The following is a 24,931-nucleotide window of genomic DNA, read 5'->3' as shown; positions in this document are numbered from 1 at the left end:
CTTTGCCGGACTCCTTATAAGTTACTTTTCAAGAGAGAACAGATAAAATTAAACTTTAATCAAGATTCAGACGGACGACGCTCCCAGCATTCTACGTGCTTAAGACCCGGTATCGTGTCGGCATAAAATTGAGGCTCTTTGCCTTCCTTACGCTGCTTTGAATAGTCTCTAAGCGCCGCAACTGCAATCCTCCCGAGAATAAAGATGACGATTAGGTTAATAAACGCCATGAGCCCCATAAACATATCTGCCATATCCCATACTAAAGAGATCTTAGCAACGGATCCGAACAATACCATAAGAACAACACCCACTCGATAGGTGAACATCCAGCCTTTACTCTTCGTAATAAACTCAATGTTGCTTTGGCCGTAATAGTAATTCCCAATCAAAGAGCTGAATGCGAACATAAATACAGCAAAACCGATAAAGTAGTGAGCCCAACCACCGATTTCAGCTGCAAGCGCATGCTGTGTAAGTTGAATCCCATTAAGTTCCCCTGAGGTAGGAATTCCAGAGAACAAAATAATAAACGCTGTAGAGCTGCACACTAACAAGGTATCTACAAATACGCCAAATGATTGGATTAACCCTTGTTTCACGGGATGACTAACCGCTGCCGTAGCCGCCGCGTTCGGCGCACTCCCCATACCTGCCTCATTCGAGAACAAGCCACGTTTGATTCCGTTCATAATTGCCGCTCCAATACCACCTGCTACGGCCTCTTCAAACCCGAAAGCATTTCGAATGATGGAGCTAAACACTTCAGGAATACGGTCAAAATTAAGCATAATAACAAACAAAGCGATTCCAATGTATCCAAGCGCCATGATCGGTACTATAACCGCAGACACTTTGGCAATTCGATGCACACCACCAAATATGGTGAGTATAACCAATACAGCCAGTGTCGCCCCCATCGCCCACGGGCTGAAGCCAAACAGATCACTAAAAGCTGCACTCACCGTATTGGCCTGAACGGAGTTAAAGACAAAACCGAAGCTGAATGTGATGAGTATTGCAAAAACAATACCCAACCAACGCGCATTAAGCGCTTTTTCCATATAATAGGCAGGGCCTCCACGGAATGCGTTTCCGTCCCGCACTTTATATATTTGAGCCAACGTCGATTCTACAAATGCCGATGCAGACCCAATGATTGCGATAACCCACATCCAGAATACAGCACCTGGTCCTCCTAATGAGATCGCAATTGCAACCCCTGCCAGATTCCCTGTACCAACGCGTGATGCCGTACTCATCGCAAAAGCCTGGAATGAAGATACGCCGGTTTTCCCTTTGTCTTTATCTGATTCGGTTTCACGCTCTCGACCTGTAATAAGTCGGAACGTTTCTCCGATAGCTGATAGTTGCACAAATCTAGTGCGGATTGAGAACATCAATCCAACCACAATGAGGATAAAAATTAACATTAAGTACCAATACTCATTAAAGATAGCTACCCATTCTTGTAAACGATCAAACATGAATCGCACCCTTCCTTCTCGATGTAAACTAATTCCCCCTAGGTGTTATGTCATGTTTCTTAACACACAACATTTTAAGATTGTAACTTATCAAGCTATAAATAGCAAAAAAAATGTGCATTCTTCTTCATCATGATAACTATGAATGCTTATAAAATATTTTAATCACCATGAAAAATATGGATGATGATTAGTGTTTAGCGCTTACATTCGTCTTTTTATTATAATTAATGGATTTTTTTCTTTATTTTATATCCAATTCCCGTTAATTACTGTAAGGTAATGTTACACCGTTACTTAACAACAAAAAACCTCCAAATCAAGCTTGCGCAAGATTTGGAGGTATAATATTCATGATAGCAAACAAAACACTGATAACTTCAGCACACTCACATCTTTAGTGTATCTGCTAGTGCTTACGACCAGGAATTTCACCTGTTCGTTCATACTCTGCTACAATATGATCAATTTCTTTCTTTAGTTCATTTAACAATTCAGCTTCCGGCACCTTTCGAATCATGACACCATAACGGAACAGCAATCCCTCTCCACGAGCTCCTGCAATCCCAATGTCGGCCTCACGCGCCTCACCAGGGCCGTTAACCGCACACCCAAGAACAGATACTTTTATAGGTACCTTGATCTTGGAAATGTACTCTTCTACTTCATTGGCTATCGAAAATAAATCGATATCAAGTCGTCCACATGTCGGGCATGACACTAACGTAGCAGCATTCGAAATAAGTCCGAAACACTTTAACAATTCACGTGCCACTTTCACTTCTTCCACTGGATCTGCACTTAAGCTAATACGAACAGTGGAGCCGATTCCAAGTGACAATAGAGCACCAAGACCCGCCGAGCTCTTAATTGTACCCGAAAACAACGTTCCGGCCTCAGTTATACCTAGATGGAGCGGATATGGAATAACCTCAGCTGCTTTGGAGTAAGCTGCGATGGCCATCGGCACATCCGAAGCTTTGAGTGACACAATAATATCATGGAAATCGAGTTCTTCCAAGATTCCTATATGATATAAAGCACTCTCTACCATCGCTTCCGGAGTCGGATAACCGTATTTCTCCAACAAATGATTCTCCAAAGAACCCGCATTTACACCGATACGAATTGGAATACCGCGCTCTTTACAGGCTCTCACAACAGCTTCAACTTTCTCTCGCCGCCCGATATTGCCTGGATTAATACGAACTTTATCAATTCCGTTCTCAATCGCCTTAAGCGCTAAGCGATAATCAAAGTGAATATCCGCTACAAGCGGGATATGAATCCGCTTCTTAATTTCTTTGATGGCCTCAGCAGCTTCCTGATTGTTAACAGTAACACGTACTAGCTGACAACCCGCTTCCTCCAGCCGTAGAATCTCAGCTACCGTTGCCTCGACGTCTGCCGTCTTGGTGGTACACATGCTCTGGATAAGCACTTCATTATTGCCGCCTATCGTCAAGTTTCCTACTTGTACAGGTCTAGTTTGTTGGCGCAAATACATGTTCATTCTCTCCCATACGGATTAACGCCGGAAAAGCGCCCTTAGGCGCTTTCCTCTTTCTTATTCTCCGCCGTTAGTTCCGGAATGATTCGTTCACGAACAACCTGCTCAGTAATGAGACACGTTGTTATATCTTCTCTGGATGGAACTTCGTACATCACATCCAGCATAATCCCCTCAATAATCGCACGAAGTCCGCGCGCACCCGTATTACGCTTAATTGCTTCGCGTGCGATCGCTTCGAGCGCACCACCCTCGAATTCGAGCTTTACATTGTCCATCTCCAGCAGCTTCTGATACTGCTTTGTCAATGCATTCTTAGGTTCGCTCAAAATACGTACGAGTGTATCTTCGTCAAGCGGCTCCAATGTCGAGATGACAGGCAAGCGACCTACGAACTCCGGAATCAAGCCAAACTTCAGCAAGTCTTCCGGCAATGTCATTGTCAAATATTCGCCAGCCTTCAAATCCTTCTGAACGCCATCAGCGTTAAAGCCGATAATCTTCTTCCCTACACGACGCTTGATGATCTGCTCTAGGCCATCAAATGCTCCGCCGCAAATAAACAAGATATTAGTTGTATCGATCTGGATGAATTCTTGATGCGGATGCTTACGTCCACCTTGTGGAGGAACCGATGCAACCGTACCTTCCAGAATCTTCAACAACGCTTGCTGAACGCCTTCACCAGATACATCACGTGTAATAGAAGGATTCTCAGACTTGCGGGCTACTTTATCAATCTCATCGATATAGATAATACCGCGTTCTGCCTTCTCTACATCATAGTCTGCAGCTTGGATTAATTTAAGCAGAATATTCTCCACGTCTTCGCCTACGTATCCAGCTTCCGTGAGGGAAGTTGCATCCGCAATTGCAAAAGGAACATTCAAAATCTTCGCCATCGTCTGTGCAAGCAGGGTCTTACCTGAGCCAGTAGGACCTACGAGCAGAATATTACTCTTCTGCAATTCAACATCTTCCAGCTTACTCTGTGAGTTGATACGCTTGTAGTGGTTATAGACCGCTACAGAAAGAGATTTCTTTGCTTGCTCCTGACCAATAACGTATTGGTCCAAAATAGAGCGAATCTCCTTCGGCTTCGGAATATCCTTCAGATCCACTTCTTCTTCGTGACCGAGTTCTTCTTCAACGATCTCGCTGCACAGTTCAACGCACTCATCACAAATATATACACCAGGTCCCGCGACCAACTTGCGGACCTGTTCTTGGGATTTCCCACAGAAGGAGCACTTCAACTGACCCTTCTCTTCGTTAAATTTGAACACGCTATTCCCTCCTTACTTCATCATCGAGTGGCCCGGCTGAAGAACAGTATCAACGATACCATATTCTTTAGCATCCTCTGCACTCATGAAGTTATCGCGATCTGTATCACGTTCGATCTTCTCCATCGGCTGCCCAGTACGATCCACGTAAATTTGGTTGAGCTTCTGTCTTGTCTTAATAATCCAATCTGCGTGAATCTTAATATCAGACGCTTGACCACGCACGCCGCCAAGCGGCTGATGAATCATAATCTCACTGTTAGGCAGCGCAAAGCGCTTGTTAGGTGCTCCAGCAGTCAAGAGCAAAGAGCCCATACTCGCTGCCAAACCTACACATATTGTGGATACATCCGGCTTAATATGCTGCATTGTATCCAAAATTGCCATCCCAGCTGTAACGGAACCGCCAGGTGAATTGATGTATAAGGAGATATCCTTCTCTGGATCATCCGCTGCCAAAAACAACAATTGGGCGATAATGCTATTCGCGACATCATCGTCAATAGCGCTGCCAAGGAAAATAATGCGGTCTTTCAGCAACCGAGAATAAATATCGTAAGAGCGTTCGCCGCGATTCGTCTGCTCGATGACCATAGGTACTAAGTTCATGGTACCGACCTCTTTTCTTTATCTAGCTTCACAAGCCTATACAATCTCATTTTACCATGTTACGGACGCAATGTCATATTCACACCGTTATCACAGTGTATGATGCCTGCATATGCATTTAGTCACGCAACTCCGACAACAACAAAATATCTACGACTTACTTCATATGTACCCCCGATAAGGGTGGTGAAACGATAAACTGTGAACGTTATGTATTGGTGTTGATAATCAAAACGGAACAGCACTATTACCTATGTATACTTCGTATGTAATGAAATGTTTCTAGATGGAAAAAATAAGGCACGCAATATATATTGACGTGCCTTATCTTGTTGAGCCGTGGTCTTAAGCCACAGCCAATATGCGATTAATTATTTTCTGCAATAAACTTGATTGTCTTGCGAAGAAGTGCTTCTTCACGCAGGTTATCAAGCGAACCATTCTTCTCCAAGATCGTACGGATCTCTTCAGCGGAACGTTGGTAAGCTTGTCCCATATTCTCAAGTTCTTGTGACAACTCTTCTTCCGTGATGGACAATTCCGCTTCTTTAGCGATTTGCTCCAGAACAAGGTTGTTCTTCACGCGCTTGTTCGCTTCTTGTTGCATTTGCTCACGAAGATCAGCGATTGTCTGACCGGACAATGTCAGGAACATATCAATGTTCATGCCTTGGGAGCGAAGACGATTGTCAAGGTCCTTAACCATATGTTGAATCTCTGTTTCGATCATTGCATGCGGAATTTCTACTTCTGCATTCTCAGCAACTTTCTCCACTACTGCAGCTTCACGAGCCGCTTCTGCTTCACGTTCTTTGCGAGCTTGAAGTTGAGTCTTCAAATCTGCTTTGAATTCGTCAAGCGTGTCGAATTCACTTGCATCTTTCGCAAATTCATCATCCAATACTGGAAGCTGTTTGCGCTTGATCTCGTGAACTTTAACTTTAAATGTAGCTGCCTTACCTGCCAAGTGCTCAGCATGGTAATGCTCAGGGAATGTTACTTCAACATCCTTGAAGTCGCCTGTTCCCAAGCCAACCAATTGATCTTCAAAGCCTGGGATAAAGGAGTTGGAACCAAGCTCCAAGCTGTAACGCTCACCTGTTCCGCCTTCAAATGGTTCGCCATCAACGAAACCTTCAAAGTCGATCACAGCTGTATCACCGTTCTTAGCTGTATCTTCATCTACGATGACTAGCTCAGCATGACGTTGTTGAAGACGCTCCAGCTCAGCATTCAAGTCTTCTTCCGTTACTTCAGCACTCTCAGCTTCCACTTTAAGGCCTTTGTACTCGCCAAGCTTCACTTCAGGCTTCACTGTAACTTTAGCTTTGAACTTGAACGTTTGGCCTTTGCCAAATTGTTCTACGTCCACTTCCGGTTGGTCAACCGGTTGTACGTTAGCTTCTTTAACTGCTTCGGAGTATACTTCAGGGAGCAAGATATCAATCGCGTCTTGGTACAAGCTTTCTACACCATATTTTGCTTCGAAAATTTGGCGAGGCACTTTTCCTTTACGGAAACCAGGCACGTTTGCGCGCTTCTGAACTTTCTTGAACGCTAGATCAAGAGCGTTCTTAACGCGATCCTCATTGACCTCTACTTCCAATACTCCAACGTTCTTCTCTATTTTTTCCCAAGTTGCTTTCATTTTATGCCTTCCCCTCCAAAAAGTTCACATGGCTAGAGTGGTACCCTTGCACGTTCGAAATAACCATTATATTATATCTGACTATAAATAGTTTTTCAAGGCAAGCTCTCTACCATAATGTGCACGTTTCCAACGGTCCGTAGTGTCCGTTTATTCGTCCTTATCTACCATCTTAACCGCTTCGCAATGAATTAGCTAGTGCCCGAAGCGCTTGTTCGTATGGGATTCGAAGATCACCGGAGATGTTATAGATCCGTTTCACCTCAGTTTCCTCTTCTTCCAGATGAAGTAAGCCAGCCACTAATCGGTGCAGTGCTGCTGCCCAGACTTGGCTATCCTGTTCATTGCTGTCCCGCAGACGATCATATAATGCAGTGCCGTAAATAGCTTTAAGAAATTGTTGCCACATCTCCTGAGAAAAATAAGCAAGCGAGGGCTCTCTCACCGCCGCTGCATCGTGTACCTTTTCCGCAGGGATTTGAAGCACATATGGAAATGAAGCATAGTCCATTGGCGTATGCTCGATGTCAACTACAATCTGTTCGTTACCATGGAAAAAGGTGACCGCGCCTGTCGTACCACGCCTGTTCAACGTCTGCAGCAAGCCAAATTGTACGAGAGAGTGAAGCTTTTCCGTCTCCAGCATATAAATAAGCTCATCATTCAACGTCTCATCGTCCACCACCGCAAGCTGCTCCAGCACTAGCCACTTGCGCTCGTCCAACTGCTCATCTCGCAGCGTCTGCAGAAGCTTCGCTATGTATTGATTGTCTAATTGCAACTTGTCGCGCATTTGCATCTTCAGTACTTCTTGCTCAGATTCCGGCTCTTCATCATTGCCGTCTGATATCAAAGTATCTCTATGTATATGTAGTTCCTGTATCTCTTCCAGATCCGGGAATGCTTGCAGCAACCATTCATACAGTGCCGCCCACTCCATTCTGCTTCCTTCATCCTCACCATCGCACTGGAGAAGGAATCGCAGTAAACCAACCGCCTCCGAATAACGCTCGGATTCCAATAGGCGTGTCAATTCCATTTGGTAATATTCATAAGTCTTTGGAAATAGAATTACATTTTGTTTGCTTGCACCATTTAACTTTGAATCTGAAATAACCATCACCTACTTTCGTTATAGCCGTAAGTGTCAAACTGCGGAGTGCAGGCAGCGCATGCCAGAATGTGCATGCCGAATTCGTATTGCATTATAACATAATCCGCATTTAGATGCCTAAGGCACAAGGGTTAACAGCAGCTGTCACATTTTGAAAGTGATCAATTTAAATAAAGTTGTTGCACAGATGCTTAATTTTTGCTAAAATCATAAATGTTCTCAAAAATGTCCCAGTAGCTCAGCTGGATAGAGCAACGGCCTTCTAAGCCGTCGGTCGGGGGTTCGAATCCCTCCTGGGACGCCATTCTTATCTTAGTCCTCATATATGTACGTTTATCAGGCGTTGAATGTTTCAGTTGGTTTAATGAAAGAAGCCTAATTAACGTTCCCAGCGCGGAACACTAACATAAGTACTTAACAAACCTTCTACCTCCGTGTAGGAGGTTTTTTTGCGCATGAATCATCCACGTCTAGAAAAACATCTCGTTAGAGTTGATCACGCTGCAAGATAAAAGTCAGTAAACTGCAGCTTGGATGAACCCTTCGTATCCTATTACAACTTGAATAATTCGGATCATGCGCGCAAACGAGCACGATTCGATAATAAATACAGGTAGTACTGGATTCTCAAATAGTTAGACAAAACTTATCCTCACATAGTGTTTAATGAAATGATACAAACTATACCCCACGAAAATTGAAATTTATCATGTCTTCACAAACGAGCAAATCAGATTACTTCTGTCATTCCAAACAAAAGTGCAGCTGTAAGCTTCCAATATCATGCCTTTATTGTTCTACCTGCTGATACAGAAATGCATATTAATGAAGCTGCAAATTAGGAAATGAATAACTTCTATTTTTTATCGCATTCTATTTTACATGAGTTGTTGTTCAAAAATTGAAAGGTATTCCTTATACATAGCTGTTAAGATACGGAATGAATCCATAGAGTTATGTACCGTGAGCAAGATTTAGCAATATCAGAAAAAACGCCTACCGACGTTTGATGGGGACTGACCCCCTAATATGAGACAAATCAAAACACCTTCAAGTGAATCATTTCATGTCGTAAGACATGGAGACAACCTTGGAGGTGTTTTTGTGTTTGGAACAAGAGTGAGCTATCCCATGGAAGTGAAGATGCGAGCGATTTAAATGAGACTAGCAGGTATTCCAATACGACAAGTCATGGATCAGCTACGAATACGAAACATGACACAGTTAAAGAATTGGATGAAATGGTATCGAGAAGGCCAACTCCATCGTCTAAAGCAACCTGTCGGCAAGCAATATAGCTATGGTAAAAGGACCTGAATATACTTCAGAACTCGAAAAAGTAAAGGCAGAGAATCGGTTCCTTAGACAACAATTGGATGTGCTAAAAAATTACAAGGAGTTGGAAAGGAGGTGTTATCTGAAATCAACATCACCTGGGTGGAATCCATCCGAGGAGAAATAAGTATTGCTCAAGCTTGTGCATGGCTAGGACTCTCTCGTGCTACGTACTATTGTTGGAAAGCATCGTATGACAACGTAGAGCGTAAAGATCATGTAATAGAACAAATTTGGGCGATTTGCACGCAGCATAAATTTCGCTACTGCTACCGAAAGATCACCGCACTGCTTCGAATGGAGAAGAAGATCTAAACGTGTACAACGGATTATGCAGCGTGAGCAACTACAATGCCGAGTCAGAGTGAAGAAACGTAAACCCATGGGACACCCTGCGCACATCGCAGAACATCTGCTGATAATGCTTCCATCGAATCGTTCCATTCCACTCTAAAGTCTGAAACGTTCTACTTCGAAGGTCTCACTTGTACAACGACGGCAATCGTTGAACAGACCGTTCGAGAATACATAAATTTTTATAACTCTATTCGTATTCAAACGAAACTAAATAACCAGTCTCCTATTGATTTCCGACGACTGCTGCTTAAACTCGCAAGGTGTTTTGATCCCTGTCTCATGGAAGGGATGCAGTCCCATACATTCCTAACTCAAGAAAGACTAAAGCAAATATAAAGCTCATTATAACCATTATATCTAACAAAGATGGGTACGTAGGGGTGAAATCAGCTCCTACCCTCCCAATTCCGCCAATGTTCGAAGCGAGTTTAGCAAAAAAGAGATACGTGGAGTGCTTCCATCAACGTATCCCTTTTATATTTATAGCTTTACCAGTAATAATGTCCTCAAAAATTTTAAATCTTAGTGTATTTTATTGTACTTATGATAGGGTTGTTAAGTTTTATATGCTAGTGGATGCGTAAACTTCGTAAGAAGCATCATTCGAAACGTTTGTATTTAAAAACAAAGATAATGCGTTATCTCTTGCTATCGGAGTTCCTGGTATATTACTCGTCCATGTTACTGTAGCAGGTGCCACTACATATGGTGCACCATTAGACACTAAAACAGTACGGGGTCCTATATCCGTCGATCTGCTTGAAAATACGATGGTTCCGGTAATCGCAGCGCTCACAGTTAAAGTTACCGTTGCCAAAACATTTGCAGGTAATGGAGCTGCTGCATTATTTATTACATTGAAGCATATCTGGTAAATGTAAGTCCCCGGTTGTATGTTATTTGTATTTATTGCCCCTGAGAAACCTACGACACTACCTGATCCCGATACCACATAGGGTATAGCTTGCGATGAAGGTCCCCTCGAACCCACAAACAGCTGAAATCCAGCATTCGCTCCCAGAAAATTTAGAACCTTTGTTGAGGCTCCGGTAGATCCTGTTGCCCCGGTTGCCCCTGTCGATCCTGTTGTTCCCGTTGCTCCTGTTGCTCCTGTTGCCCCGGTTCTTCCCGTTGCTCCTGTTGCTCCTGTTAATCCCGTCGCTCCTGTTGATCCTGTTGCTCCTGTTGCTCCTGTTGACCCCGTGGCTCCTGTGGCCCCTGTTGCTCCTGTCGGTCCTGTGGCTCCCGTTGCTCCGGTTGCTCCCGTTGCTCCTGTCGGTCCTGTGGCTCCCGTTGCTCCTGTTGATCCTGTTGCTCCCGTCGCTCCGGTTGCTCCTGTGGCTCCCGTTGATCCTGTTGATCCGGTTGCTCCCGTTGCCCCGGTTGCTCCCGTCGCTCCTGTTGCTCCGGTTGCTCCCGTTGATCCGGTTGCTCCCGTTGCTCCGGTTGCTCCTGTGGCTCCCGTTGCTCCTGTTGATCCGGTTGCTCCTGTGGCTCCTGTTGCTCCTGTTGCTCCTGTTGCTCCGGTTGCTCCCGTTGCTCCTGTGGCTCCCGTTTCTCCAGTTGCTCCTGTTGCCCCTGTCGCTCCTGTCTCTCCTGTTGCTCCCGTTGCCCCGGTTGCTCCCGTTGTTCCTGTCGCTCCTGTTGCTCCTGTCTCTCCGGTTACTCCTGTTGCTCCCGTTGCTCCCGTTGCCCCGGTTGCTCCCGTTGCTCCTGTTGATCCTGTTGCCCCGGTTGCTCCTGTTGCCCCCGTTGCCCCGGTTGCTCCTGTCGGACCGGTTGCTCCCGTTGCCCCTGTCGCTCCTGTTGCCCCGGTTCCTCCCGTTGCCCCGGTTGCTCCTGTTGCTCCCGTCGACCCTGTGGCTCCTGTGGCTCCCGTCGCTCCGGTTGCTCCGGTTACCCCGGTTGCTCCTGTCGGCCCTGTTGCTCCCGTTGCCCCTGTCGATCCTGTTGCCCCGGTTCCTCCCGTTGCCCCTGTGGCTCCTGTGGCTCCCGTTGCTTCTGTCGCTCCTGTGGCTCCCGTTACTCCGGTTGCTCCTGTTGCCCCAGTTGGACCTGTCGCTCCTATATCACCAGTAACCCCAACTCCCGTTACTCCGGTTGCTCCTGTTGCCCCAGTTGGACCTGTCGCTCCTGCTTCACCAGTTGCTCCTGTTACTCCCGTCGCTCCTGTGGCTCCAGTGGCCCCAAATACAGGTGGATACGGTTTGGGTGGAAAAATCTCTGCACAACTTTGCGGGGGAACTACTACAAAAGGAGATTTTCTCAAAAGTTTATGATGAAGAAAATCCAACAGATATCCCCCCTTTTTAATAAATACACTTTCACTTGAATAAATCCAATAAATGAGAGATAAACTCCTTACAATTTATGTGGGTATAGGTGAGATGTCACACTATTTTTTGTTACTTCAATGTATTTAAGAACGTAACCCATAAAAAATTGACTATGTATTTATAATAGCAACGTGAATAACGGAACAAATACTAAATACGTTGAGCAAAATGCCTATAGGTTCTTTACATTCAGACCCAACCTACATAATAAATACCACCTTTCTAAGCCTACCTTCCACCCCATAACCTTTCCGCAGGCTGCCTCTGCAATTTCCTTAACTGGGGCATAGGATACATCTATATTAAGGAATATTAAATATGATATTTTTCAGTAGGCAAATGATTAAGAGTTGCGTGTTAAACAAGGAATTTCTCAAGATGATTAGCTGAAAAGTTAAACTCAAAATTCGGATCCTCTGTGAACAAGGCATGATCTCGAAATGGAGAAACGGTCTTAGTGATCCGCGAATAGAGTCTGGTACGGCAACTTTCAATGCTGTTCAACATTTCCCTTGAACAACTATTTGGACTTGAACAGAAGGAAGCAGAAATAAGTACTATCGCTGCCCAAAGGCGAAAACTATAACGAAGAAAATTCAAGAAATAATGGGGATATGCAAACTATCTGAAGTCCAAAAGGAAATAAGGGTGTAAGTTTGCCCGATGAACTCCTAGATGAAGCAGAGAAATGTTAATCCGGCAGCCCATTCCCTCTCTAGCAGAGAAAACTTGTGTCATCGCAGATGAATGATGTACAAGAACTCTATCTGTGCACACTGCCCCACTAAATCACTCGTTCCTGTACAAGCAGGTTGATATGTACAGCACTCAATAATGTAGCTGGACAATGTCTATTTTTCGATATTATCCTTAAATAATAGAAAATTTTATGTGGTGATAAAATGCTGCTGGCATCATCCATCTCATTTATCTGCATAATAAAGCACCGAACCCGTATAATCGCAATAGACAAGGAGGAACAATAGAATGCCTTTCATTCGCGAGACTGCATATACACATTCTAAGCTTCAATCAGCAGACGGAACATGGATTAGCTGCTCAACCATAGGAAGCGGACCTGGCATTGTCATACTTCACGGCACATGTCGGAGTGCTTATCATTATAAGAAATTAGCCGAGGAACTTGCAGACAAGTATACAGTGCACCTCATGGACCGTCGCGGACGTGAAGCCAGTGGCCCACAAGGGGCTGAATATGCAATGGAGAAGGAAATCGCAGATACTGGCACAGTGCTTCAGCATACCGGCTCGACTATTTTATTTGGACATAGCTATGGTGGCTTGGTTGCACTGGAAACGGCACGAGTGTATGCCGTAACTGAGCTTGTTGTATATGAACCTGCCGTATCCATTACGCAGTCCATCCCTTGTAATTGGCTGCCAAGGTTCGAACAAGCGATGGAAGAGGGCAGGCAAATGGATGCCTTTATTAGCTTTCTTACAGGTCTTGGTTTGGATGAGAACATCCAGCACATGCCTGAGAATTTTGTGAAATCAGCACTTCAGGCGATGTCACAACGCTCGCCTGACCACTGGAACCATACGCTGGGCCTGCTGCCTACCATTGTACCGGAATTAAAGGAAGTTCAGCGGCTAGATTCTACACTGGACAATTACCGCAGCATTGCCGCCCGCACACTGTTGATATCTGGCGCCAATAGTCCACTATACATGGGCAATCCAATTACTCAATTACTAGCCACTTTGCCAGAGGCTCAACACCAAATACTGCCGCAATGCGGCCATAACGGTCCAGATGAGCAGGCACCCAGTAAAGTAGCTGCACTTATCCAATCCTTTTTACGCGAACAACAAGGCAACATCATTCATTCACCATAAAGCGAGCTGCTTGCACCCTATTTTCTTGCCAAATTACTTAAATTTGAAAGTTTGTTTGTGATCGAAATACGGAAATGTTATCATAAACATACTTTTGAATGATCAACAATCTTACATATCTACAACAGAAGGGACTCGTTACATGGCTAGAACACATCGGAAATTAACTGTATTGGACTATTTGAAGCGTTTTATTTTTATTACTACCGGAGCTGTATTGATGGGGGTCGCACTTGAATTGTTCCTCGTGCCAAATGACGTTATTGACGGCGGCATCACGGGTATTTCAATCGTTATCTCCAAGTTAACAGCACTGCCTCTTGGTATCTTTATCTTCCTCATTAATCTTCCGTTTCTTATCATTGGATATAAGCAAATTGGTAAGACATTTGCCTTCTCCACACTTTACGGAATTATCGTGATGTCGGCAACGACATTTTGGCTGCACCACGCAGCGGCATTTACGAATGAGAAAATATTAGCGGTGCTATTCGGAGGTCTGATTCTAGGTCTTGGTGTAGGACTTGTACTTCGCTTTGGCGGCTCGCTTGACGGAACCGAGATTGTAGCTATTCTTGTTTCAAAGAAAACACGAGTGCCTGTTGGACAAATTATTCTATTTACTAACGTGTTCATTTTTATTATCGCAGGATTTGTCTTTGGTTGGGATTCGGCAATGTACTCCATCTTCACCTTCTATATAGCGTCCAAGGTTATGGATGTAGTGGTCGAAGGTTTGAATGAATCAAAGTCTGTGACGATCATTTCTTCCGAATATGACGAAGTATCAGAAGCGATCCAAGATCGCCTAGGACGCAGCACTACGTTCCTATACGGCAGAGGCGGCTACAGCAAAGAAGATACACAAATTATTTATTGTGTCGTCACGCGTCTGGAGCTGGCTAAGCTGAAAGCTATCGTGCATGAAATTGACGATAAAGCATTTATTGCGATTGAAAGCGTGTCGGATGTGCTCGGCGGTAATTTCCAAAAGAACAACATCCACTAGCTTCTCTAATTTTAAATGCTACTATCATCAGCTTAATTTGATATTCCTTGCACCTTAATACACAAAATCCCCTGACGAATTACAGATCACTATCGGCATGTGCCCGAAGTTGCTCCGTAATCGCGATCAGGGGATTATTTATGTTAGCAGCTTAAAATCAATTGCACACTGCAAGAAATACTTCCGTCTAACAGAACTCTAAAATAGGTATACAGTTAAACTGTATCGTAAGCCTTATGCATAGCATCCAGCAATACGTGCGTATGGTCGCAGCTGTACTCCCAGAACATAATACCCGCGATACCATTAGCCTTAATATAGTTGCATTTGTAAGCTAGCGACTCTGGATCATCGTAAGTGATAAAGCTGCTGCCATCAAATAAATAAGGTGCTTTTGCTTCGTCATCCCAATACCTTATATAACCGTTCATATTTATATACTCCGACACCAGCTTCGTATAATCAGGGCCATACCCGCCAGAAGAAGCTGCCATTTGTAAATAACCGTGATTTGCATCCGGAACGTTCTTCCACATTCTAGAGTAGAAGGCTGCACCGATCACAATTTTATCACGAGGCACTCCTGCTGATGCAAATAATCGAACAGAAGCATCTACACTGATTCGGAATAAATCCCCCGTAGAAGTATATAAATTCGTATGATGTCCAGTCAACGTCTGGAAGCCGCCCCGCATGTCATACGTCATCAATTGGATAAAGTCCAGATAAGGATGAATGGCGTCCATCTCCGTACCGTCGATATAATACTGGTCCGCCCCGGCTGCTATCGTTAACAAATAATGGCGACCATCTGTCTTACCTTTAGCATCCAGTATCTCGCGCAGTTCTTTAAGCAGCAGGGTGAAGTTCTGCTTGTCAGCTGGACTCGCTGTAATGCCCGCCTCCGCGTAGCACGGATATTCCCAATCCAGGTCAATACCGTCAAACGGCGCAGATTCTAGCACTTCCAGTGCAGACTCCGCAAACAAGCGTCTGCCTTCCTGTGTGGAAGCTGCTTCCGAGAAACCGCCTGCGCTCCAGCCACCAACGGATAATAGGATTTGCAGCTCAGGATTGTACCCCTTTAATACATTTAACACGGACAAATTCACTAAATGATCGATGGTGATCCGATCATGCTTCACGTGCCCAAAAGCGACGTTTAGATGGGTCAGCTTTGCAGCATCCTCCGCGGTTACCTGCGGAAGCACAGAATCGCCGGCGTAACCGGCCAAGATCAACTTGGTGTTGCTCATGCTCTGAATCCCTCATTTCCAAATAGATGTAGGGCAATGCTGTAGATAGATGAAAACCTTTTCAAAAACTGAGATATCGATAACTCATTTTGACCAAATCTAATACCACAACATCATATGCACGGTCATTATACCATCATCCTGGAGCAAATAGAACCCACTTGAGAACGCTTTACAAGTTTATCTCACCTTTCACAAATACCACCGGAAATCAATCACTAGCAGAACTAATAGGAATAAGCTCCTGATCAAGTACTTGCAGTTAAACCATGTGCAGTCTTGAATGGAGAAAGCAAATTAACAGATCGTGAGGCTTAACAATAACAAAAAAGGAGCCGGAAGGCTCCTATCTCTTCAGATATATAAGGCGGCAATGCCGTCCAACTTATTTTTGAAGAAACTTTACAATCTCGGCAAAAGCCAACTCCATTCTCCCTGCCTGACAGTGCTGTTCTCCCCCAGTTTCACGAGTAAACACTTTAGAGGTAACGGATTTCGCTTGAATCAAACTGCTTTCAATTAGAGCCAAACGCTCAATAGGCACATACTGATCCTCGTCTCCTGCCAGAAGCAGTACGTCTTGATCAATCAGATGCTCAATCCCCTTCATCGTATGCAGCTCAATCGCTCTGATCATATCGTAAGGACTCTTTGTTCCGGTATTGTACATCCCCTTTGTTATTTTCCATTCCACATCTATGCTTTCTTTCATCAAAGCGTAGACATAATGGTTGATGCTATCCTCAGCATCTTGTTCCAGCAACTGTTCTAATGTAGACTTGTCTTCCTCGTCAAGACCAAGCAGCAATGCATCCATGCCACAATAAAAGATGTCAAAGCAGACAACGCGGTTTATTCTTTTCTCAAAGGCCGCTGCGCGCATACACAAGTAGCCTCCCCAAGAAATTCCCAGCAGCGCAGCTCGCTTGAGCTGGAAATAGTCCAAAACGGCTGAAGTCGGCTGTTCCCATTCATGTATCAGTTTCATTCCATTCCGAATCAGCGCCCCACCTTGACCTGGTCCTTCAAACATGATAATGTCGTATCCCAAAACTTTCAAAGGCAGTACGCGTAAAATAAATTCTTCTATAAAGGAATCATAACCACCATGAATTAGTAATGTGTTGGTCGAGTTGTCGGACTTAAGCCGAATGGCAGGCATATACGATGTACCATAGGGGACCTTAACATGCTCAATTGGCAGCTCTGGATGTGCCTCGTAAAAAGTTTGTTGATACTTCTCATACAAATCCCTTTTGTCGGGATGTGATTCAGGCAAGTAAAATTCGGCCGCTTGATAGCAGCTAGAAGCCATTTCAAGTCTGCCAGTTGCTTCGCTTGCTTCGCCAAGCTCTTTCCACACTTCATACCAAGAGGTTGTGTCGACAAGCCTTGGCAATGCAGCAGCCACTTCTGCTTCGACTTGCGGGTCTTTTAACTTCGCGAACATACGATTAATCTGCAAATTAAACTGCTCGTTTTTATGGTACGTTTTAAACATGTCACACATCTCCTTTGGCAGGTAATTGATTGTCTTAAAGCAATCCTACCAAGGCGATGCTCTTAAAACATGAACGAGACGGTCGTCTTCTTTTCTTGAACTAGCCGCTTGGGACAATAACCAAAGCTCTCTTTAAAGACACGAGAAAAATGGGATGCGTCGGCAAATCCAAATTGGTGGGCAGTTGCGGTAATCGATGCATTCGAAAAAACCAATGACTGGGCTGCACGAAACAATCTTGTCCAAGTCATATATCTCATCACCGAAATTTTCATCTCATTTTTAAATAAATGAGTAAGCCGTGATTTGGATAAGTGCACGCTGTTTAATACATCAGCTAATTGCAAATGTGCGAGGTCAGCCGAGTGAATGCAATTCAGCATATCCGTTACACGATCATCTAATTGTTGAAGATCAGAAGGATCAATGATAAAACGGTCCAAGATCGTATGGGTTACCCTCTTTAATCTATTCAGATCAGTCATCGACTCGTAGATCACTTTAATTTGCTCCACAAGGCCTGAAAGATGAGCCGTCGCTATACGATCAGATTTAAAATAATGGCGCCTGATGTTCTGGCCAATCCTGGACTCAGGATGGATCAGAAAAGACAGCATATCACCGTCTGCAAACGAGGTGATATGTTTGACATTGCTGTCAATTAACACTTGATCCGTCGTGCGCTTACCATTAATAATCATGCTGCTTGTCGGGATCTGTAATTGGATGTCATAGTGACGGTGGATCTGATCATTATTTTCTCGGCCCAACAGCACAAGGAATTGTTCCGATACCCCAATTAATTTCATCATGACCTCTCATTCATAAATGTAATGTGAGACGCTTGACCAGTCAAAATAAAATTGACTACAGTTACGCTGGTCATCCACTCTGCTGTCATTTCCACCTAATGCTGAATGTTCATGAATAGATAATAGAACGAATGATCTTTTCTTTTAGCTGTACTCATCGTACTAATACTCCATATTGTAACTTTCCACGTTGATAATTATTGTCAACAATGAGTATAAAATAAAAAAAAGCCCCGTTCAACCAGAGCAAGATCTCCTTTACTCAGCGGTCAACTGAACTTTTTTATAAAAAAATACTTTTTAATATCGTCTAACTTTAATAAGATAGCCCTACTCTAATACTATTTAATCTTAGTTGCCACAGTCTGATGCCGCTGTACCTCTATTTATCTCCATCCACTGAACGGCATAGTCCACCAGCTCCTTAACCGGCATCAACAGCGCAGTCGAATTTCCGATACGGCCTCTGCGTGCATTTTTGGTATCATTTTCGAAATCCGATCCTATCTGCTCAAAATCGTCTGAATCAAAATCAAGATCGGAGTACTCTACCCAACGCCGCTCATCATTCAGGATGATCGGGGCTTTGTACACTGTCGTTTGTTTGTTAGGATAGTTCGCCCGATACTCTGCCAAGTGCAAAGAGGTATTATGGTCATGACCTACCCCAAGCAGCAGCACCCAACCGTTCAAATCATACATTCTTGCTAATGGTGATTCTTCGCCCAGACTATGTTCCAGACTGTGGTCAGAAACGATATAATCCCGGTGGTATCCCCAAGCGGCGAACGATACTTGCGGATGCTGACTGCGCCGCGCCCCTTTTTGTTTTCTGAAATTGTCAGGGATGATCCCCATCTCCGGACAAGGAGTCAAGTCTGCATCAAAAGCAGGCATGGATTGCATAATTGGTCCCCACCATGATTCTCTGACAGGAGGGCATTTCCATATAGACGGATCAGATAAATCCGGGGTATGCGTAGGCATCACTAATGTGCCATTACGAGTCAACACCTCCTCCAACGCCGAAATGACGGCGACAGACCCGCCTGCAACCCATCCTCCTAAGGATTTCATGGATGAGTGCAGCAGCAGTGTCATCCCAGGCTTCACACCAAGCGCTTCAAAATCTGCTTGCAGCGTAGGCATGGTGAATAAATCACCTTGTATTTCTTGCAACTAAATCACACCTTTGATGTATATGTATTAATCAAAAAAGCTTTTGAATACTCATGTCTTTCTCCTAGTATACTCCAGTTTTATTACAGCACTGTAGAACATACATCACCCTGTAAAAAGAATACTCCGAGTTAAAATATAATCATTGCTAATTGATAATTATACGGTCCTTAACAAGGTGACCGTTACAATCCACATAAGATTAGAGCTACCTATGTATAGCTCTAATCTTCTATAGTACATTAAACAACGCTTCCCCGCATCGGCACAAAAAACGCCTGTTCCACATCTACAGCCGACAACGGCTTGCTAAAGTAATAACCTTGTATCTCGCGACACTCATTCTCCGTTAAGATGTCGAGCTGGTCCTTCGTCTCAATGCCCTCGGCAACAACATCCAACTTGAGATGCTGAGCCATAGAAATAATCGTAGCGACAATCGCTTTATCATTCTCATTACTGGAAATGTCTGCGATAAAGGAACGGTCAATTTTTAACTTATGGATCGGGAATATCTTCAAATAACTCAAGGAGCTGTAGCCCGTGCCAAAGTCGTCCAGACTGATACGTATGCCGAGCTTATTTAACTCCTGCAAAATAGTCGTAGACACTGTAGCATCCATCATCATGCTTTCAGTAATCTCCAGTTCCAAATATTGCGCGCCAAGGCCCGTTTCAAACAAGACACGTTCGACCTGCCCCAGCAGATCAGTATGATGGAACTGTTGGGTCGACAAGTTCACGGACACCGGAATTAAAGGCCCGCCTGCATCATGCCATGCCCGCATTTGGCGACAAGCTTCGTACATGACCCAGTTGCCGATCTCGTAAATAAGTCCCGTCTCCTCAGCCAACGGGATAAAAGAACCCGGCATGAGCAGGCCTCTTGTCGGGTGATTCCACCTCACAAGTGCCTCTACGCCCACCATCCGATTATCAATTGTACTGACTTGTGGCTGATAGAAAACAACCAATTCATTTCGCGTCACAGCCTTACGCAAGTCAGCCTCCAGCTCGATACGTCCTAACAATTCTACATCCAGATCGGAGGTATAAAATTGATAGCCGTTCTTGCCATTCTTTTTCACTTCGTACATTGCCGCATCAGCCTGTTTAATAAGCTCAACAGGGTCCTTGCTATCCTGCGGAAACAGTGCTATGCCTATACTAGTCGAAATATAGAAATCATTATCCTTGAGGGAAAACGGCTGACGCATCGCTTCAACGATCCGATCCGCTAATGCTGCGCATACTGTCTCATCCATGGAGGTACGACATATGATGATAAACTCATCCCCACCTAAACGTGACACCACTGCATCAACGCCGTCTACGCAAGCCAGTATTCGATCACTTACTGCCTGCAGAAATAGGTCTCCATATGTATGACCGAGCGAGTCATTAATCATCTTAAAGCGATCAATATCCAGCGCCAATACAGCAAATTCTACAGCGCTGCACTCATTATCGGTTATTGCTTTCGCTAATAGTTCATTTAGCAGCCGCCGATTCGGCAGCCCTGTCAGCTCATCATGATAGGCGAGATGCTCAATTTGTCCCTTAGCGAGCTTCTCTTCTGTCACATCACGCGCAATAATATGATTGCCGACGACAACCCCTTCTATTTCAACAGGTATATTAACAACGTTTAACTCTACCTTCGTACCGTCTGGATGGACAATCGTTGTATCATAACTTCGTGAATCAATATCAAATGATTGATAGTACCGTTCTTTTGTCAACGTTCGCAATTCTTCCGTGACATTAATTTGGAAGGCAGACACGTGTTGATGGATGTAACCTTCTGCGGATACCCCAATAATTCGGGAAACAGCCGGATTCACGCTCATAATGAGTCCATATGTGTCAACGGAAATGATGCCGTCGGCATTGTTGTGATACAATGACCTGTACCACCCCGCATGTTCCTGTATAACCGAGTCTTTTTGGGACAATCGCTTCGTAATAAAGACACCAAACACCGTCATGCCGAGCAGAAATAAGGTGGCTATCGTAATCATGTATCCCAATTTATTAGGTTCAATCTCTAGTCCGGAACGATAATTCATATTGTCGCCCACATGGAAATGTGCGGCGTACATTCCCGTGTAATGCATTCCCGCTATTCCAGCTCCCATAATAAGCGCGCTGCCAAGCTTATACCATACCGCATGCCGGGATTGATCCTTGCGAAAATAAAACAGCAGCCACAGCGCTAACGCCGAAGCTGTAGCCGCAATGCCGATCGACAGGAGGACTAGCAGCCTATCGTAGACAATGCCTATAATCATAGCGGCCATTCCAACATAATGCATGCCTGATATTCCCGCCGCCATAAGTACACCTGAGGCCACCAGTTCCTTTATACCCATCGTGCGGCGTGTTACCGTAAGCAGCGCGATGCTGGATACAAATATGGCAAGTACCACGGATAAAACCACATATTCCATATCGTAAGATATCGGTATCGGAAGGGACATGGCCAGCATGCCGACAAAATGCATGGACCAGATGCCTAGTCCCATTGACGTAGCACCCAGAATAAGCCACAACATACGGCGTATTCCTTTAGTTATACTAATTCTGCCTGCCAAATCCAATGCTGAATATGAAGCTGTCACTGCGATTAAGTAAGACAAAAGAACTAAGTAACTATTGTAAGTGCCATGAATGTGCTCCACTAATCTCACCTGCCTTCACTAGTAGCTAAATTTCAATATAACAAGCATTAGCTATTGTTACAATAGTCATATATTTTTATGTTAACATGTGCATAAGTAACGAAGTTTGACTCCCTTACTTTAGACCTAATAAGCAGGGATCAGAAACTTACATTACCGTCACTTTTACCTTTTGTAGGAAACGAAAGCTAGCCCAACCACGTATTGTGATATAACTTGATTAAAGGAGCGTTTATCCAATGGAAACTCGAAACATACTAGCTTCACTTAGCTATTTCAGCATTTTCTTTGCCGGATTTTTATGTCCGCTCATCTTGCTCATCGTCACCAATGATCCTTATGTGAAACGACATGCCGGCAGAGCCCTGCTCTCTCACATCGCACCTGTAGGATGCATTGTCCTAGCGATCTTCTCGTTCTTTACCGGACAGTTTCATTTCAGCATTTTCTTTATCTTGTTCATGCTCCTGCTGAGCTTGATCCTATTTATCTGGAATATTGTTATGGGGATTAAAGTGCTCCAAGATACTCAGTATCGGGCCTAATAGAATAACTCTTATTTAAGGAAACAATCATTAAAGAAGTTCATGTAGATAAAGTTTAAATGATGTTCACGAGATGGCCATGCCTTTAAACGTATACAAACCTCGATTTGTCAGTATAATAGGAACAGATGAAAGCGGCCTTTTTCACAGGCTGCTTTTTTTATGTAAGCGCTTTGGATTTCGCTAGCAAGGAGGCTGCTATGAACATTCTCGTCGTCGACGATGAACAGAGCATTCTGAATTTAATTCGCCTTAACCTGGAGATAGAGGGATACGAAGTCCTTACAGCCGTCAACGGTCAGGAGGCAATTTCCATTTGGGACAAACAGAAGCCGGATATGATTATTTTAGACGTTATGCTGCCGGATACAGATGGGTACACGCTGCTGCGCGGCTTTAGAGAGAATGACCCTGATATCCCCATCATTTTGCTGACCGCCAAAGGTCAAATGAACGATAAGCTGCTTGGTCTACAGCTAGGTGCAGACGATTATCTCGTAAAGCCCTTTCATAGTACAGAGCTGCTGCTTCGTATTAAGGTCATAGAGCGTCGACTCGTCAAGAATCAAGTGAATACTGAGGTTGGCAAAATAATGATCGGACCTTTCCGGGTCTATCCGGAGGAACGCTCCATTTTTATACACGAGGAAGAGTTAACGCTAACTTATCGGGAATATGATCTGCTTCTGCTTCTGCTCTCGAACAAGCAGCGGATCTTCACACGCGACGACCTGCTGCTAAAGGTATGGAAGCTCGACTATCCCGAAAATACACGGGCGGTTGACATCATGGTGCAGCGACTGCGCAAGAAGCTTGGCCCAGAAGGCGATCGAATTAAGACCATCTATGGCGTCGGCTACAAGATCGATTGCTGCTAATGCCCTTGTGTCTTGTGCCGATGGCAAATGAACGGCAGATAAGGTGACAACCATGACTTTAAAGAAACGATTTAATCTGGCTATTTTAGCATTATTTATTCCCGTCATGTTGTTTTTGTACATCGTGATGATTATTTCGCTGCAAAACAACATTTATCAATCAGCCGTAAGCTCGCTGCAAAAGCTGAGTGTAGAGGCACAGATTTATACGATCAATTATGTCGAACGCGAGCAGAAAGATACACCAGAAGTAACCCTCCAGAATGGTGCTCCGCTGATCGCATCCTATTTGTCAAAACGTATGGGATTAAGAGTTCAGCTTCTCAGTCCTCACAATCGTATATGGGCAGACACCGAACGTGCAGCGCTGCCCTACGTGAATCAAGACATGGAACAAGCCATCCAAGGAAACAAAGCTTATATGATTCAAAAAGCTTCTCCCTCACCTATGATGCTGTTCTCTAGTCCCTTATATGTCGGCGGTAAGGTGATTGGAGTGATCCGATTTCTCCACCCGCTGGAAGACGAGGCACTGCTGCTGCAGCGGATGAACGGAACCTTTGTGATCGCCTGCTTGCTGATCTTGATTGCCGCGATTGTTGTAGCGAACCGCTTTGCTGCCTCGCTCAGCAGGCCTATCGAGCAGCTGCGCGACATGGCTAAGAAGATTGCCGGCGGCAGTTACGGCAGCCGCATTGGACTGCATGATTATGAAGAGATTCGCCAGTTGGCACAATCATTTCATGCGATGGCAGACGCGATCGAGCTCCATATGGAGCAGTTAAGTCGTGAGAAGGACAAGCAGCGCGACTTCCTGGATCGTGTGACGCACGAGTTGAAGACGCCGCTTACCGCCATTATGGGGTATGCGAATCTGATCCCACGCTTGCACGCCGAGCAGGATATTCAGACCAGCCTACGTCATATTTCCGTAGAAAGCGAACGGCTGCTGACGCTTGTGGAAGAGCTGCTCAGCCAGTCCAAATACGGAGATAGTCCGTTTTCCGTATCACCAACGATTTGTGACATCGCAAGTATTGCAGTAGAAGCTGTGTTTGTTGTAAAACCGCGACTTGAAAAGTATCGCATTACTGTTATCGATAAACTTCATTCTATTAAAATAGTAGCGGATCCGGACAAGACCAAACAGATCTTGCTGAATTTGCTTGATAACACCATCAAGTATAGCGATGCGACCAGAATCACCTTCCAGCAGCAGACAACAGATGATGCGGTTATCGTTACCATTTCAGACGATGGTATCGGCATCAGCACGGAACTACTTGAGCATTTCGCGCTCGCGCCGGAAGATACTAAGCTGTCTTCTCACTCTGGCAATGGCTTTGGCCTACTCATCTGCAGACAGTTAATGCGCCAGCAGGGAGGCGAGATGGAGCTTCGCGCAATAGAAGGCGAAGGTACAACAGTCAAGCTGCGTTTCTGTACACCCACAGCACTGGAAACGATTTCTATGCAGGAAAACGAGAAATAATACATTTATGAAACATTTGCGAGGCGATTATGAAAT

Annotated in this window: 17 protein-coding genes, 1 tRNA gene and 1 pseudogene; 7 read left to right on the top strand and 12 right to left on the bottom strand. The window is 44.5% G+C overall.

Annotated elements, in window-relative coordinates:
- Positions 1 to 59 precede the first annotated feature (59 nt).
- The 6 genes from MH117_RS22455 to MH117_RS22430 form a co-directional block, all read right to left on the bottom strand.
- Positions 60 to 1,487, bottom strand: coding sequence for an alanine/glycine:cation symporter family protein (locus MH117_RS22455; RefSeq protein WP_239332680.1), 1,428 nt, complete (start codon positions 1,485 to 1,487; stop codon positions 60 to 62).
- A gap of 409 nt (positions 1,488 to 1,896) precedes the next feature.
- Entirely contained in the window at positions 1,897 to 2,994 is a 1,098-nt protein-coding gene (ispG, locus tag MH117_RS22450) for a flavodoxin-dependent (E)-4-hydroxy-3-methylbut-2-enyl-diphosphate synthase (protein ID WP_239332678.1), read from the bottom strand.
- A 41-nt stretch (positions 2,995 to 3,035) separates the two neighbouring features.
- Positions 3,036 to 4,283 carry an ATP-dependent protease ATP-binding subunit ClpX gene (gene clpX, locus MH117_RS22445; protein ID WP_239332676.1) on the bottom strand — a complete coding sequence of 416 codons (1,248 nt, stop codon included), beginning with the start codon at positions 4,281 to 4,283 and terminating at the stop codon, positions 3,036 to 3,038.
- A 12-nt stretch (positions 4,284 to 4,295) separates the two neighbouring features.
- The gene (gene clpP, locus MH117_RS22440) at positions 4,296 to 4,892 is read right to left on the bottom strand and encodes an ATP-dependent Clp endopeptidase proteolytic subunit ClpP (protein WP_239332674.1); all 597 of its coding nucleotides are present in this window, start codon (positions 4,890 to 4,892) and stop codon (positions 4,296 to 4,298) included.
- A gap of 367 nt (positions 4,893 to 5,259) precedes the next feature.
- Positions 5,260 to 6,540 (bottom strand): trigger factor, encoded by a 1,281-nt coding sequence (gene tig, locus MH117_RS22435; protein WP_239332672.1) that lies wholly within the window; start codon positions 6,538 to 6,540, stop codon positions 5,260 to 5,262.
- A 172-nt stretch (positions 6,541 to 6,712) separates the two neighbouring features.
- The gene (locus MH117_RS22430) at positions 6,713 to 7,579 is read right to left on the bottom strand and encodes a hypothetical protein (protein ID WP_239332669.1); all 867 of its coding nucleotides are present in this window, start codon (positions 7,577 to 7,579) and stop codon (positions 6,713 to 6,715) included.
- A 302-nt stretch (positions 7,580 to 7,881) separates the two neighbouring features.
- Between MH117_RS22430 and MH117_RS22425 the strand changes: the two genes are divergently transcribed.
- Positions 7,882 to 7,958 (top strand) — tRNA-Arg (locus tag MH117_RS22425).
- 854 nt (positions 7,959 to 8,812) lie between these two features.
- Positions 8,813 to 9,595 (top strand): annotated as a pseudogene (locus tag MH117_RS22420) (IS3 family transposase); the annotation flags it as partial.
- Positions 9,596 to 9,908: 313 nt separating this feature from the next.
- Here the strand turns inward: MH117_RS22420 and MH117_RS22415 are convergent.
- Positions 9,909 to 11,615, bottom strand: coding sequence for a collagen-like triple helix repeat-containing protein (locus MH117_RS22415; protein ID WP_239332667.1), 1,707 nt, complete (start codon positions 11,613 to 11,615; stop codon positions 9,909 to 9,911).
- Positions 11,616 to 12,669: 1,054 nt separating this feature from the next.
- Between MH117_RS22415 and MH117_RS22410 the strand changes: the two genes are divergently transcribed.
- Positions 12,670 to 13,542: an alpha/beta fold hydrolase gene (locus MH117_RS22410; RefSeq protein ID WP_239332665.1), complete on the top strand. Its 873-nt coding sequence runs from the start codon at positions 12,670 to 12,672 to the stop codon at positions 13,540 to 13,542.
- A 142-nt stretch (positions 13,543 to 13,684) separates the two neighbouring features.
- Complete coding sequence (locus MH117_RS22405; protein ID WP_239332663.1) at positions 13,685 to 14,551, top strand: YitT family protein; 867 nt, start codon at positions 13,685 to 13,687, stop codon at positions 14,549 to 14,551.
- Between the two features lie 215 nt (positions 14,552 to 14,766).
- Here the strand turns inward: MH117_RS22405 and MH117_RS22400 are convergent, their stop codons facing one another.
- The 5 genes from MH117_RS22400 to MH117_RS22380 form a co-directional block, all read right to left on the bottom strand.
- Positions 14,767 to 15,807: a glycoside hydrolase family 18 protein gene (locus MH117_RS22400; RefSeq protein ID WP_239332661.1), complete on the bottom strand. Its 1,041-nt coding sequence runs from the start codon at positions 15,805 to 15,807 to the stop codon at positions 14,767 to 14,769.
- A gap of 385 nt (positions 15,808 to 16,192) precedes the next feature.
- Complete coding sequence (locus MH117_RS22395) at positions 16,193 to 17,308, bottom strand: alpha/beta fold hydrolase (protein WP_239332659.1); 1,116 nt, start codon at positions 17,306 to 17,308, stop codon at positions 16,193 to 16,195.
- A gap of 62 nt (positions 17,309 to 17,370) precedes the next feature.
- Positions 17,371 to 18,117, bottom strand: coding sequence for an AraC family transcriptional regulator (locus tag MH117_RS22390; protein ID WP_239332657.1), 747 nt, complete (start codon positions 18,115 to 18,117; stop codon positions 17,371 to 17,373).
- Positions 18,118 to 18,471: 354 nt separating this feature from the next.
- Positions 18,472 to 19,299 carry an AAC(3) family N-acetyltransferase gene (locus MH117_RS22385; RefSeq protein WP_239332655.1) on the bottom strand — a complete coding sequence of 276 codons (828 nt, stop codon included), beginning with the start codon at positions 19,297 to 19,299 and terminating at the stop codon, positions 18,472 to 18,474.
- A 242-nt stretch (positions 19,300 to 19,541) separates the two neighbouring features.
- Positions 19,542 to 21,980 (bottom strand): EAL domain-containing protein, encoded by a 2,439-nt coding sequence (locus tag MH117_RS22380; protein ID WP_239332653.1) that lies wholly within the window; start codon positions 21,978 to 21,980, stop codon positions 19,542 to 19,544.
- Positions 21,981 to 22,219: 239 nt separating this feature from the next.
- Here MH117_RS22380 and MH117_RS22375 point away from each other — a divergent pair, with 239 nt between their 5' ends.
- The 3 genes from MH117_RS22375 (at position 22,220) to MH117_RS22365 (ending at position 24,895) form a co-directional block, all read left to right on the top strand.
- Positions 22,220 to 22,525, top strand: a complete 306-nt coding sequence (locus tag MH117_RS22375) for a magnetosome magnetite crystal formation protein family (RefSeq protein WP_239332651.1) — start codon at positions 22,220 to 22,222, stop codon at positions 22,523 to 22,525.
- Between the two features lie 200 nt (positions 22,526 to 22,725).
- On the top strand, positions 22,726 to 23,403 hold the full coding sequence (locus MH117_RS22370; RefSeq protein WP_239332649.1) for a response regulator transcription factor: 678 nt from the start codon (positions 22,726 to 22,728) through the stop codon (positions 23,401 to 23,403).
- A gap of 52 nt (positions 23,404 to 23,455) precedes the next feature.
- Entirely contained in the window at positions 23,456 to 24,895 is a 1,440-nt protein-coding gene (locus MH117_RS22365) for a sensor histidine kinase (protein ID WP_239332647.1), read from the top strand.
- The last annotated feature ends 36 nt before the right edge of the window (positions 24,896 to 24,931 follow it).

Source organism: Paenibacillus sp. ACRRX (assembly GCF_022346885.1).
Classification (GTDB): domain Bacteria; phylum Bacillota; class Bacilli; order Paenibacillales; family Paenibacillaceae; genus Paenibacillus_B.
Note: the sequence above shows the minus strand (reverse complement) of the source record. Positions and strands in the feature narration are given on the sequence as shown.